This window comes from Bifidobacterium coryneforme (genome assembly GCF_000737865.1).
Taxonomy (GTDB): domain Bacteria; phylum Actinomycetota; class Actinomycetes; order Actinomycetales; family Bifidobacteriaceae; genus Bombiscardovia; species Bombiscardovia coryneformis.
Window position 1 is genome coordinate 978,015 of the sequence record NZ_CP007287.1, and the last position, 14,100, is coordinate 992,114.

At 59.3% G+C, this 14,100-nt stretch carries 9 protein-coding genes and 1 pseudogene; 5 read left to right on the top strand and 5 right to left on the bottom strand.

Translation table 11 applies throughout. From position 1 onward, the window contains the following. Positions 1–37: 37 nt before the first annotated feature. On the bottom strand, positions 38–706 hold the full coding sequence (locus bcor_RS03780; protein ID WP_033496928.1) for a histidine phosphatase family protein: 669 nt from the start codon (positions 704–706) through the stop codon (positions 38–40). 119 nt (positions 707–825) lie between these two features. After that, positions 826–1,452 (bottom strand): 30S ribosomal protein S4, encoded by a 627-nt coding sequence (rpsD, locus tag bcor_RS03785; RefSeq protein ID WP_033490178.1) that lies wholly within the window; start codon positions 1,450–1,452, stop codon positions 826–828. Between the two features lie 513 nt (positions 1,453–1,965). Between rpsD and bcor_RS03790 the strand changes: the two genes are divergently transcribed. The 3 genes and pseudogenes from bcor_RS03790 to bcor_RS03800 form a co-directional block, all read left to right on the top strand. Next, complete coding sequence (locus tag bcor_RS03790) at positions 1,966–3,255, top strand: nucleobase:cation symporter-2 family protein (RefSeq protein ID WP_238548590.1); 1,290 nt, start codon at positions 1,966–1,968, stop codon at positions 3,253–3,255. 241 nt (positions 3,256–3,496) lie between these two features. Then, positions 3,497–4,168 carry a hypothetical protein gene (locus bcor_RS03795; protein WP_038459184.1) on the top strand — a complete coding sequence of 224 codons (672 nt, stop codon included), beginning with the start codon at positions 3,497–3,499 and terminating at the stop codon, positions 4,166–4,168. Positions 4,169–4,183: 15 nt separating this feature from the next. Further along, positions 4,184–5,245, top strand: a pseudogene (locus bcor_RS03800) (CAP domain-containing protein); the annotation flags it as partial. A gap of 85 nt (positions 5,246–5,330) precedes the next feature. On the opposite strand, the gene bcor_RS03805 reads toward bcor_RS03800, so the two are convergent. Together bcor_RS03805 and bcor_RS03810 are read right to left on the bottom strand one after the other, a co-directional pair. After that, positions 5,331–7,982 (bottom strand): UvrD-helicase domain-containing protein, encoded by a 2,652-nt coding sequence (locus bcor_RS03805; protein WP_033496922.1) that lies wholly within the window; start codon positions 7,980–7,982, stop codon positions 5,331–5,333. Positions 7,983–8,215: 233 nt separating this feature from the next. Continuing rightward, entirely contained in the window at positions 8,216–8,509 is a 294-nt protein-coding gene (locus bcor_RS03810; protein ID WP_033490184.1) for a hypothetical protein, read from the bottom strand. A gap of 243 nt (positions 8,510–8,752) precedes the next feature. On the opposite strand from bcor_RS03810, the gene bcor_RS03815 reads away from it, so the two are divergent. Next, entirely contained in the window at positions 8,753–9,343 is a 591-nt protein-coding gene (locus bcor_RS03815) for a xanthine phosphoribosyltransferase (protein ID WP_033490186.1), read from the top strand. 181 nt (positions 9,344–9,524) lie between these two features. Here bcor_RS03815 and guaA read toward each other — a convergent pair whose 3' ends face one another. Continuing rightward, complete coding sequence (gene guaA / locus bcor_RS03820) at positions 9,525–11,087, bottom strand: glutamine-hydrolyzing GMP synthase (RefSeq protein ID WP_033498556.1); 1,563 nt, start codon at positions 11,085–11,087, stop codon at positions 9,525–9,527. 417 nt (positions 11,088–11,504) lie between these two features. On the opposite strand from guaA, the gene bcor_RS03825 reads away from it, so the two are divergent. Further along, complete coding sequence (locus bcor_RS03825) at positions 11,505–13,979, top strand: phosphoketolase (RefSeq protein ID WP_033498555.1); 2,475 nt, start codon at positions 11,505–11,507, stop codon at positions 13,977–13,979. Positions 13,980–14,100: the final 121 nt, after the last annotated feature.

Here is a 14,100-nt window from a genome sequence, read left to right on the forward strand (position 1 = left end):
CGTATATACAAGAGCGATTCCTGCCTCACGGACAGGCTCACCTGTTGTAGGACCGTACCTCCAGCGCCTGTTCGAAGGGGAGCTCGGTATTGAAATCGAAGACCGTAACACTCCCGTTCGTCGGACGACTGCTCAGGTCATACCCCTCAGGCGCGAACCTGTACATAAGGCTGAGGAGGGTATTACCATGCGAGATGAGCAGGACATCATCTCCATCATGCAGGGCAGGGTTACCCGACATCAAGTCGAACCCACCCCGAATCCGTTCCCAGTATTCCTTGTCGGACTCGGCATCACCGAACGGGTCGGCTTCCTTGAGGAAATCCCTGCTGGCCGCGAGGCCGAACCTGTCGACAATCTGGTTGTAGGTCGTGGCCCCGTGAGGTGCACCGGCCGCCCACCATGCCATGCCCATATCCTGACCCTCGAAGTATCCGTAGAACTGCTCACGGAAGTGCATGTCACTGACTATTCCCGGCTTGCCCTCCGATTGGTTCGCTTCAAGAATCCGCTCGGCTGTTATCTGAGCCCTGGTGGTGTCGGAACAATAGGCGGCTTTGAACTCCAGGTCGGCAAGCTTGCGTCCTGCCCTATCGGCATCCGCCAGCCCCTCCTCCGTCAAAGGCGCATTGGCCCACCCCTGAAGGCGGTTGTATCTGTTGAAGTAGGTCTGACCATGACGGACCGCATGCAAATGGAGCAACATGACTTCATTATCCCACTCCCCACCACTGATGGCTCCCATGCCAGGGAACATCTGATCGGACTGCAGATTCAAAAAGACCCCGGACGAATCCGGGGTCTTCGGTAAATCCTGTTCCAGGGTCAGCGGGCGTAGAACTCGACCACGTACTGGATGTTGACCTGGACCGGAATCTCCTCCGGCTCAGGCTTACGGACCAGGGTTGCCTTCAGAGAGGCCAGGTCCACATCCAGATATCCGGGAACCGCCGGCAGGACGTCGCGGTGGACACCCTCGGCTGCAATCTGGAAGGGCACGGTTGTCTGGCTCTTGGGCTTGACCTGGATGGTCTGGCCGGGCTTGACCCTGTAGGAGGGGCGATCGACGATGTTGCCATCGACCAGGATGTGGCGATGAACCACATACTGACGAGCCTGGGCGGTGGTCCGTGCAATGCCTGCACGAAGGACCAGGTTGTCCAGACGGCACTCGAGCTCGCGCAGCATGGCCTCACCGGTCTGTCCGGACTCATGGGTGCCGCGCTCGTAGATGGCCCTCAGCTGCTTCTCTGAGACGCCGTACTGTGCGCGCAGACGCTGCTTTTCGCGCAGACGGACTGCGTAATCGGATTCGGTCCTGCGGCGGGTGCGACCATGCTCGCCGGGAGCATAGGGGCGCTTTTCGAAGAGGCGCTGAGCCTTGGGGGTCAGGGCGATGCCCAGGGCGCGGGACAGACGGACCTGCCTGCGCGCACGCTGAATCTTGGTCATTACTTCATTCCTTACTTGGTTCTGTCGTTATCTGAACGAAGACGGTCGAAACCGTCGAGTCAGGCCTCTCCAATGCTTCACCGTGCCAAGCACGAACGACCTTACGGCCGCCGACCCATTGATGGGCTGAGACTCCAGATAGATGAGCACACAAACGCGCACACCAAGAGCCTATTTAACCACAGATCCCTGACCAGGGGAACGAAGGATGATTCCATGCCTCCCTGTATGCTCCTGACTGGCAAATCACAACAGCCCGGAACACCGATCAGAACCATCCCCACTGATTGCGTAGTTCAGGCATTCTTCCAGATCAGGAAGCGCAGACGGCAAGCATGGAGGGCCGCCTGGCAAAAAAGGAGAGCCATGGTCCAGCAGAGCCGTAACCAGTCCGAAATGCGACAGACCCCAGAACGGGCATCAGACGAGATGGGCGACGCAACGAATCCCACGGAACAAGGCGCGAGGTCCACCGAGAAGGACTCCGGAAAAACGGCGAGCGCCCTTACCGACATGAACGCAAGTATCTCCTTCTGGAAGGGCCTCCCCTTTGGCCTCCAGCATGTCATGGCCATGTTCGTCGCCAATCTGGCTCCTATTTTCCTGGTGGCTGCAGCAGCCGGGATGTCTCCGGCGGAATCGGCCATGGTCATCCAGAACGGGCTCCTGGTGGCCGGCCTGGGTACCTGCCTTCAACTGTATCCGCTCTGGCGTGTAGGTGGCCGCCTGCCCATGGTCACCGGCATCTCCTTTACCTACGTGGCGGCGGCCGTGGCCATCGTGGCCCATCAGGGATACGGGGTCGTGGTCGGTGCCGTTCTTGCCGGTGGGTTGGTAGAGCTCATCCTCGGCCTGACAGCTGACTACTGGCGTCGATTCGTTCCGCCCATCGTTTCAGCCATAGTCGTCACCTCCATCGGGTTTTCCCTGCTATCGGTCGGCGCGCAATCCTTCGGCGGCGGCGCCGGAGCCGAGGATTTCGGGTCCTGGCAGAACCTGACGCTGGCGGTCATCTCCCTGGTGGCATGCCTGGCATTCCAGCTCCTCATGAAGGGAACCGCCAAGCAGCTCTCCGTGCTCTTCGGCCTGGTGGTCGGCTATGTAGTGGCCCTGTTCATGGGCAAGGTGGACCTCTCCGGATTCCAAAACCTCCAAATCGTCTCACTGCCACGGCTCATGCCGTTCAAGCCTGAGTTCGACGCGGGAGCCATCATCTCCTTCTCCCTGCTCTACGTGGTGTCTTCGGTCGAGGTAATCGGCGACACCACAGCCCTCTGCAAGGTCGGCATGGACCGCAAGCCGACAGACCGCGAAATGAGCGGCGCCATCGCAGGTGACGGATTCATCTCCATGGTCTCAGGGCTCTTCGGTTGCCTTCCACTGACATCCTTCGCCCAGAACATCGGCCTGGTGGCCATGACCAAGGTGGTCAACCGCAAGGTCATTCTCTCCGGGGGGCTGATTCTGATTCTGGCCTCTTTCGTTCCCGGTGTTGCGGCTGTTTTCGACTCACTCCCCCAGGCCGTTCTCGGCGGGTGCACAATCATGATGTTCGGCAACATCATCCTCTCCGGCTTCCAGATGATTGCCGAGGCAGGATTCACCCAGCGCAACATCACGATTGCGGCCCTCTCCCTAACCATCGGTATAGGGTTCACTCAGGTGAAGGATATCTTTGTGGCCTTCCCCGCCCTCTTCCAGTCCATCTTCTCCAACAATTGCATTGCAGTAGCCTTCGTGGTGGCTGTCATACTCAATATGGTTCTCCCGGGTGAGGAGCGATTCCAGGTCAGCAAGCCCTGAACACCCAAACTGCAAGCACCCCCCTGTAGGTGATTGCCAAGAGGTTTCTTCCGTGCCGACACCAGCCATACCTGGCGTGATTGCCCTTCTTGCGTAGAGTGGTTCGGTTGGGGAAGCAACCTGATTAATTCAAGGGGAGACGATAATACAATCCGGCAAACAGCAATCTCGACCGGTTCGACGGTTGGCTCTGACATCCGCAGTTGCCGGCGCTGCACTACTGGGATGCGCTACTCCGGCAGTGGCGGATCAGAGTGCCACGGATGTGAATCCGGCGCAATCCGAAGGGATGACCAGCGCGGAAAACCCAAAACTGGAGGCCGCCAAGCACCGACTCAACAAGACCGAAGCAGCCCTGACCAAGGCCCAACAGGATTTTGACACCGCCCAGGAAGAGCAGACAAAGGCCGCCTCAGACAAGGCCCGGTCAGCCAGGATCCTTGACGAGAAGCAGACCGCTTACAACCAGGCAAGAAACACCCCGGCCCTTACGCAGGCGCGGCACAATGTCGAAACCGCCACCGCCGAGCATGAACAGGCCAAGGCTGCATTCGACGCGGCGCAGCAGGAGGTCACGCGTCTGGAGCATCTGGAATCCGGATCCGGTGCCACCATCACCGAACTCACTGAGGCCCGGGACCAGGCAAAAGCCGCTCTGGACCATGCCGAACTCACCACAGCCAGCAGTCGGGCGGCCGCAGCCGAAGCCGACCAGCTCAGACCTCAGGGAACCGCGGGTTACTTCAAGCATAAAGGTGCAACCGGCGCCTACAACATCCTGACCGATTCGGGATACAGCGACAAGACCCACGGCTCCATCCAACTCGGACAGAGCGGGGATGCGACCAGCATCGATCAGATGTTAGAGACCTTGCAGTGGTTGGATGAAGCCAATCGAATCAGGGCGGCTTAAGGAAAGCGCGAACTACAGGTCTCCGATACTCTGATGGCCATGGCACAGGCCGATGCGGATTGGAGCAGAGACAACAATAATGACCATGCAAGGGTATTCCCTATCGGTGAGAATCTGATTTGGACCTCCCCTACCTCGGGATACAACCCGTTCGATTACTGGTATACCGAAGAGAAGGGAAACAAGGTAAAAGGCGAGGGTGAAACCGGCCACTACGAGAACGTCATCAATGACAACTACGCATTCACCGGATTCGCGATCTCAAACGCATCCAATGGCATGATAACGATGGCCCAGACCTTCCAGTTCACTGCGCCATCAGTGACGCGGTCCCTCGACCCTAACCTCTACTGGGCGGGGAACCACAACAGCAGCACGGCAGACTACTTCCAGGACAGCAACGACTATTTGAACTTCCTTGACGACGCCCAAGCCGAGTTGACCAGTGCCCAAGCGGCGGAGACAGCGGCTCGGGCTGACCTGGATGCGAGGCAGAGGGCGCTTGATGCGGCCCAATCCGGCCCCTCCCCAAGCACTGGACTGATCGCTGCCAGGAGTGCCCGTGACCTGGCTCGCACCAACCTGGACGCAGCCGCCTCGAACCTGACCAACGCCCAGGCCACCCTGACCGCAGCCCAGGCGGCAGTGGACTCGGACCCTGATGTTGTCGCTGCCCTGCAGGCACTCAATGAGGCCAATGACAACCTGAGCAAGGCCAATCATGCAATCGCTCTGGCCGACGGCAACCTCGCAACAGCCCGGAGGAATCTTGCAGATGCCCTTGCTGAGCGTGCGGCAGCCTACCAGGAGCTCACCGCAGCACTCGTTTCCGGAGGTCTCGGAGTCGATAATCGCCCCTTTGATGGTGTCGTGACCGGAACCCCCGGCACCGGCATATCCCAGACCGGAAAGCCGGCAAAACCCTCAGACCAGCGTATCGTGTCCCAAGCACCTGCCGGAGGTCCGGGGCGCCTCGCTCTTACCGGTTCGGATTCCCTGATCGCCGCTGCAGCGGCCGCATCACTGTGCGCAACAGCAATGGGAGCCTTTGCCATACGCCGGAAAGTCCTGTTCTGAGGCTCTACCGACTTCAACGGCCTCCGATTCGTGATTTCAGGACGAATCGGAGGCTGTTTCCGTTCCCAATGAACAATCGCAGGGTTCAGAGCTTCTCGATGGGGGCCAGGCGTAGCATCAGCCGTTTGGTTCCCTCGGAGCCGAAGTCCACGGTCAGTACCGAGTTGTGTCCCTTATCCTGGACATCAACCACCTTGCCCAGCCCATACTGATCATGGGCCACCCTGTCGCCGATAGAGAAGTCCTGAATGGACAGCCCGTTCGATCTGGGCTCGGCGGGCGCTGCGGCTGGCTTGGATTTCAATCCCGAACCCTGACCGCTGCGCCTGGTGGTGATCCTTCCATTCCGCCTTGAACCGGAAGACCACGATCCACCACCCCGCTGAGAACCGTACCCTCTGGACCCGTATGAACTGCGTGAGGAACCGCCCGAGCGACTGGACCCACGTGACCAGGAGGATCCCGATCGCGATTCGGTACCGCTTCCACCGAAGGCCCTGCCGCCGAAGGAGGCTCCGTCACCTTCGTCTTCGAACCCGCCGAACTCATCGTCATCATCGCCAAAGCCCCAGCCTGAGTGCATGCGTTCGAAGCCCGCCTCCTTACGCTTCCAATCAAGGAGGCTTTCGGGAATATCATCGAGGAACTGGCTGGGCAGCATCTCGTTGGACTGCCCCCACTGGGCACGGACGGCGGATCTGGTCAGGTAGAGCCGTTGTTTGGCTCGGGTGACACCGACATAAGCCAGACGTCGCTCCTCCTGCAGTTCGGTTGCATCCTCCAGGCTTCGGGAATGGGGAAATGTGCCCTGCTCCATGCCAGTGAGGAAGACGACTGGATATTCAAGTCCCTTGGCCGTATGGAGCGTCATCAGGGTCACCTTCCCTGAATCGTCACCGATACCTGGCAGCTGATCGGAATCGGCAACCAGGGCGGTGGTCTCCAGGAACCCGGCCAGGGAGGCATCCGGGGTCTTCTGCTCGAATTCCGCTGCCACGGACTGCAACTGCGACAGGTTCTCGACCCGGGAGGCATCCTGTGGATCGGTCGACTTGTTCAGCTCGTCCAGCAACCCCGACTCATCAAGTACCTCCGCCACAATCTCCGAGGGTTTGGAGTCATGCTCGGCGGCAAAGGCGGTCAGGGACCTGATGAGATCTCGGAAGGTGGCCATCCGCTTGGAGGTAAGCGTGGAGATACCCTCCACCTCGTCCAGGCGCTCCACCCCGGTCCAGAAACTCGTGCCATGAAGGTCGGCATAGGTGGCAGCCGCCGCCTCAGCCCTTGCACCCAGGCCGCGTTTGGGCACATTCAGTATGCGCCTCATATTCACATCATCTTCGGGATTGGCTATGGCATGCAGGTAGGCAAGCGCATCCTTGATCTCCCGGCGTTCATAGAACTTCGTCCCACCGACCAGCTGGTAGGGCAATCCAGCATTGATCAGGGCCTCCTCAAGTGCCCGCGACTGGGCGTTGGCCCGGTACATGATGGCCATGTCGGAGTAGTGTATGCCTTCCTCATTGCGGAGACGGGCGATTTCGGTCGCAATCCAGGCGGCCTCCTGCTGGGCATTGTCGGCCGCGTAGCCGACAATCGGTTCCCCTTTGCCCAGTGCTGTCCAGAGTTTCTTTGGCTTCCTGCCCTCGTTTTTGACGATGATGGCATTGGCTGCGTCCAGAATGGTCTGCGTGGACCGATAGTTCTGCTCCAGAAGGATGGTCCTGGCTCCGGGGAAGTCCTTCTCGAAATCGCGGATATTGCTGATATCCGCACCTCGGAAGGCATAGATGGACTGATCGGAATCACCGACCACGGTAATCCAGGCGGGACCCTCACTCCCCGCTCCTAGCGGGATGGCGGCCGCGTTCGCTCCAGGGGCCCCAGGAGCACCGAACCCATTCATGTGCTGTACATCTTCATGGGTTTCCCGCCCCTGACCTACCCCAGCCAGTTCTCGCATGAGCACATATTGGGCGTGGTTGGTGTCCTGGTACTCATCGACCAGGATATATCGGAAGCGACGATGGTAGTACTGGGCCACCATGGGTGCCTTCTGCAGGAGTTCCACGGTTCGGACTATCAGGTCGTCAAAGTCCACGGCATTGGCCATGGCCAACCGGTGTTGGTACTCGGCATAGACGACCGAATAGAGCTCCTCCTCATTGCCGAACCGAGCAACGATCTGCTGTCCCTTTTCGCCGGGTTTGTAATCGGGAGCGTACTCTGCCAGCCGGGTCTGCCAACCCTGGAGGTTGTTCTTGTAATCGGAGATGTGGGAAAGGATGTTCCTGGGGGTATACCGTTTCAGGTCAATATTCAGGTCCTGCCCGATCAGCTTGATGAGCCGCTCGCAATCAGCAGTGTCATAGATGGAGAACCCGGAACGCAGACCGATGGCATTCCCGTCGCGTCTGAGGATTCTGACACATGCCGAATGGAAGGTGGAGACCCACATGCGCTCAGCAACAGGGCCAATGAGCCCACCCAGACGCTCCCGCATCTCCGCGGCGGCCTTGTTGGTGAAGGTGATGGCCAGGACCTGGCTGGGCCAGGCACCGAACTGACTGAGTATCCAAGCGATTCGGCGGGTCAGCACGCGGGTCTTGCCCGAGCCTGCACCTGCTCCGATCAGCAGGGCGGGTCCCCGATACTGGACAGCCTCCGCCTGCCTGTCGTTAAGGCCGTTGAGCAGGTCCCCTGCACTGCGCTGGATCATGTCCGGTTCTTCGCTCACATGCCACCTCTTGCCATCTGTCACAGCTGCTTGGGTACGATGAATGGGAATCACCCACCGAGTAGTCATTTGTACCACAGAGCAGTGTCAAACATGCCTGCCGAAATCCTGTCGGGAATCCGGTCATCGTCCTGCAACGGGTGCCGGGCTCCAAACGCCAATCGCAGAGCAAAGGGAAACCCCGCCGGTCACTTGGACCGGCGGGGTTTCCAGGAAGATGAGTATGGGAAGGTTCAGTCGCGGAACTGTTCCTTGGCATTGTTGGCTGCCTCTGTGGCGCCCTGCTTGGCCTTGGCCTGGGCCACATTCGCATTGGCCTTGGCCTCGTCCATCTTGTCAGAGGCGGCATCCTTGGCATCGCCCATCTTATCGGAGGCAGCGTCCTTGGCATCGCCAAGCTTGTCGGCAACGGCGTCCTTGGCGTCGGAAGCCTTGTCCATGACGTTGTCCTTGACGTCCCCGGCGACATCAGCAATCTTCTCGCCGGCAGACTTCATGGCATCCTTTGCATCATTCAGAATCCCCATATGGTCCTCCTTTGTATGTAAACGTATCTGAAAGATACGTGACCATTCGTTTCATTTTTCACAGTAGCAACGCCTGGTCTGAATCCGCGGATTTACGGGGTGACACGCCAAAATGGGGCCAGGAAACTCCCGACTCGCTTCTTTTGCCCATCCTCGTCTCGGGCATGGTCTTCCTGCAGGGTTATCTTGGAGGCTATCGTTGGGGGCGCGAGCCCGGTCGCATGAACATGTAAGGAATGCACTATGAAGGAACTTGAGGAGAGAATCCGACGCCAGGGAACGGTCAAGCCCGGCAATGTACTTAAGGTGGATGCCTTCCTCAATCACCAATGCGACGTATCCCTCTTCGATCAGATGGGCGCCGAATGGGCCCGGCTTTTCAAAGACCGCCAAGTGGACAAGATTGTGACCATCGAAGCCTCAGGCATCGGCATCGCCTGCCTGGCCGCCAGGCACTTCGGCAACGTACCGGTCGTCTTTGCCAAGAAAACCCAATCCATCAACCTGGATGGAGACCAGTACATGGCCGAGATTTACTCCTTCACCAAGCAGAAGGTCTACCCCGTCATCGTTGCCAAGCGTTTCTTGACCAAGGGCGAGCACGTGCTGCTGATCGATGATTTCCTGGCCAAGGGGAACGCCCTGCACGGCCTGATCGACATCTGCCATGATGCCGAGGTAATCATCGAAGGCATCGGCATCGCCGTTGAAAAAGGCTTCCAGGAGGGCGGCAAGGGCCTTCGACGGGAGGGATACAACCTCAAGTCGCTGGCCATTGTCGAGAGCATGGATGCGGATACCGGAACCGTCACCTTCGCTCCCAACGAGGACTGAATTCCTCTTCCGATATAGCCGTATCGACGGTAAACATAAGCGTCAGGTGGAATCACACCATCTGACGCTTTTTAGAGACTCACCGTATCGGTCCGCTATTCTCTATGCGGCACTATCCAGGATGAACTGGAATTGTTCACCCTGTCTTCCATTTCACACCAAGTGACGGCACTGAGCGGAATCACTCCCACTCGATGGTTGCCGGCGGCTTGGAGGTGACATCCAAAACCACACGGTTGATGCCAGTGCACTCGTTGGTGATTCGCGTGGAGATGGTGGCCAGCACATCGTAGGGAAGCCTGGACCAATCGGCCGTCATGGCATCTTCCGAACTGACGGGGCGCAGAACGATGGGTGAACCGTACGTGCGTTCATCTCCCTGGACACCGACGGAGTGGACATCGGCCAGAAGGACCACCGGGCACTGCCATATGTCCCTGTCCAGGCCGGCCTTGGTCATTTCCTCGCGGGCGATGGCATCAGCATCCCTCAAGAGGTCAAGCCGCTCCCGGGTGATGTCACCGATGATGCGGATGCCCAGGCCGGGACCGGGGAAGGGCTGACGCCAGACGATTTCGTCAGGCAGCCCCAGCTCGGTGCCGATGGCCCGTACCTCATCCTTGAATAGGGCACGCAGAGGTTCCACAAGGGTGAAGTTCAAATCATCAGGAAGACCACCCACATTATGGTGCGACTTGATGTTGGAGGCGCCATCCCCGCCACCGGACTCCACCACATCCGGGTAGAGGGTTCCCTGGACCAGGAAGCGGACCTCCTTCCCTTTCTGCCCGGCCTGCTCGACAACCTGTCTTGCAGCCTTCTCGAAGGTACGGATGAACTTCTCGCCGATGATCTTCCGCTTGCGCTCAGGCTCGGAAACGCCTTTCAAGGCGGCGAGGAAGTCATCTGAAGCGTCCACGGCAATCAGCTTGATGCCGGTGGCCTTGACGAAATCATGCTTGACCTGCTCCACCTCACCCTTACGCAGGAGGCCATGGTCAACAAAGACGCAGGTAAGCTGATCCCCTACCGCCTTATGGACCAGGGCGGCCGCAACGGCCGAGTCCACACCGCCCGAGAGTCCGCAGATGACCTGGTGAAGACCTACCTCGCAGCGGATCGCCTGAACCTGATCCTCGATGATATTTGAGGCGTTCCAGTTGGAGGGCAGACCGGCACAGTCATGAAGGAAGTGTTCGATGAGGTCCTGCCCCAAAGGAGTGTTGGTGACCTCGGGGTGCCACTGAACCCCATAGAGTCCCCTGTCCGGATCCTGCATGGCCGCGACCGGGGCCCCCTCGGTATGGGCCAGAACCTCGAAGCCCTCAGGGGCCTGGATGACAGCCACACCATGGCTCATCCAGACATCCTGACTTGCCGGGGAATCCTGGAGAATTCCCTTGGAGGCATCAATCGCAGCTTCCGTCTTGCCATACTCACCCAGGGCCGCCTTGTCGACCCGCCCGCCAAGTTCATGAGCCATGACCTGGAAGCCGTAGCAGATACCCAACACAGGTACGCCCGCTTCGAAGATGCGCTTATCGATGGTGGGGGCGCCGTCCACATACACAGAGGCAGGTCCGCCCGAGAGGATGATGGCCTGGGGGTCCTTGTTCAGCATCTGATCCACTGACATGGAATGCGGAACCAGCTCCGAATAGACGCCCGCCTCCCTGACGCGCCTGGCAATAAGCTGTGCATACTGTGCGCCGAAATCGACCACCAGGACGGGACCCTGTGCCATATGACTCCTTATATATACGTGTATCTAGCTTGGTGACCTTACCTGCACCGGAACCTGGATTCCGGACATAAGGATACCTATAGTATTGCCGGTGTTTCAGACAATGATAGTACCCGCATTCGCCCCCGTTGACTGGTTGAGGCACACGGATGCCACGTAAACCCCCGTAGGCTTTTCGGTCCTATAACATTCAGACTCAAATGGCCTTGTTCCAGACTACCAAGATGAGTGAAACCAGACAAAATATGCGCTTTTCCTCACAATAGTGAACACCCACAGTAAGAAAACGCTCAGAAAGTCGGCTCTCTCACGTACCATAAGAGGCATTGGATATGGGTCCTGACTGGCGTTGAAGAAACGACATTATGACCTGTAACCGAGGATAATAAACAATCGCACTAAAGTGCAGGAGTACACATGACGAATCCTGTTATTGGCACCCCCTGGGCGAAGCTGGAAACCCCCATCGCCGAGGAGACCCTCGAGGCCGTCGATAAGTATTGGCGCGCCGCCAATTACCTTTCCATCGGACAGATCTATCTTCGCAGCAACCCCCTGATGAAGGAACCCTTCACCCGGGAGGATGTCAAGCACCGTCTGGTAGGCCACTGGGGCACCACCCCCGGCCTGAACTTCCTGCTGGGCCATATCAACCGACTGATTGCGGACCATCAGCAGAACACCGTGATCATCATGGGACCGGGCCACGGCGGCCCCGCCGGTACCTCCCAGTCCTACCTGGACGGTACCTACAACGAGTACTACCCCCAGATCACCAATGATGAGTCCGGGATGCAGAAGTTCTTCCGCCAGTTCTCCTACCCGGGCGGCATCCCCTCTCACTTCGCCCCGGAGACCCCCGGGTCCATCCACGAGGGCGGCGAGCTGGGCTATGCCCTCTCCCACGCCTATGGCGCCATCATGAACAACCCCAGCCTCTTCGTGCCCTGCATCGTCGGCGACGGCGAAGCTGAGACCGGCCCCCTGGCCACCGGCTGGCAGTCCAACAAGCTGGTCAACCCCCGCACCGACGGCATCGTCCTGCCGATCCTGCACCTGAACGGCTACAAGATCGCCAACCCGACCATCCTGTCGCGCATTTCCGACGAGGAACTCCATGAGTTCTTCCACGGTATGGGTTACGAGCCCTTCGAGTTCGTCGCCGGCTTCGACGATGAGGACCACATCTCCATCCACGCTCGGTTCGCCGAACTCATGGAGACCGTCTTCGACAAGATCTGCGACATCAAGGCTCGTGCACAGACCGACGATATGACTCGTCCCTTCTACCCGATGATCATCTTCCGCACGCCCAAGGGTTGGACCTGCCCCAAGTTCATCGATGGCAAGAAGACCGAGGGCTCCTGGCGTTCGCACCAGGTGCCGCTGGCTTCCGCACGCGACACCGAGGCTCACTTCCAGGTCCTCAAGGACTGGCTGTCCTCCTACAACCCCAGCGAGCTCTTCGACGAGAAGGGCGCTCTGCGGCCCGAGGTGACCAGCTTCATGCCCAAGGGCGACCTGCGTATCGGCGAGAACCCGAATGCCAACGGCGGACGTCTCCTGAAGCCGCTGGAGCTGCCTGACGTTCACGACTACGAGATCGACGTCAAGAAGCACGGTCATGGCTGGGGCGCCACCGAGGCCACCCGCGTCCTGGGTTACTACACCCGCGACGTCATGGCCAAGAACCCCACCGACTTCCGCATCTTCGGCCCCGACGAGACGGCTTCGAACCGTCTGGCCGCCGCCTTCGATGTGACCAACAAGCAGTGGGACGCCGACTACCTCTCCGAGCTGACCGACGAGCACATGGCCCACACCGGCCAGATCATCGAGCAGCTCTCCGAGCACCAGATGGAAGGCTTCCTGGAGGGTTACCTCCTGACCGGTCGTCACGGCATCTGGAGCTCCTATGAGTCCTTCGTGCACGTTGTCGATTCGATGATCAACCAGCACGCCAAGTGGCTGGAGGCAACGGTCCGCGAGATTCCGTGGCGCAAGCCCATCGCCGGCATGAACCTCCTGGTCACCTCGCATGTCTGGCGCCAGGACCACAACGGGTTCTCGCATCAGGATCCCGGCTTCGTCGACATCCTGCTGAACAAGAACTTCAACAACGACCACGTCAGCAACATCTACTTCCCCGCGGATGCCAACATGCTGCTGAACGTCGGTGAGCGTTGCTACAAGTCCACCAACTGCATCAACGCCATCTTCGCCGGCAAGCAGCCCGCAGCCACCTATCAGACTGTGGACGAAGCGGCAGCCGAGCTGGAGAAGGGCGCTGCACGTTGGGATTGGGCTTCCAACGCCAAGGACGCCGAGGATGCCGACGTCGTCATCGCCACCGCTGGTGACGTCCCCACCCAGGAGGCTCTGGCAGCCGATGACATGCTTCAGAAGCTGGGTCTGAAGGTCCAGTTCGTGAATGTTGTCGACCTGCTGAAGATCCAGGATGTCGAGGAGAACGACCAGGCCCTGTCCGATGAGGAGTTCACTGAGCTCTTCAGCAAGGACAAGCCCGTCCTCTTCGCCTTCCACGCCTATCCGGGCTCGATCTACCGACTGATCCACGGCCGTCCCAACCATGACAGCTTCAAGGTTCACGGTTACGAGGAGCAGGGTTCCACCACCACACCCTTCGATATGGTGCGCGTCAACAACATGGATCGTTGGTGCCTGGCGGCCTCCGCCCTGCAGATGGTGGACGCACAGAAGTACGCCGACCAGATCGACAAGTGGACCAAGTTCCGCGACGAGGCCTTCCAGTTCGCCGTGGACAAGGGTTACGACCACCCCGATTACACCGATTGGGTCTGGCCCGATGCCAACCGCGCCGGACAGGAGACCATCTCCGCAACCGCCGCGACCGCCGGAGACAACGAGTAATATCACCGGTAAGTTCCTTGGGCTGATTCGTCAGTCCCGGCACCGGTAAACTCCAAAATCCCCACCGTCTTCGGGCGGTGGGGATTTTCCCTATCCATGAAGATCCCCTGGGGCGGCTTCT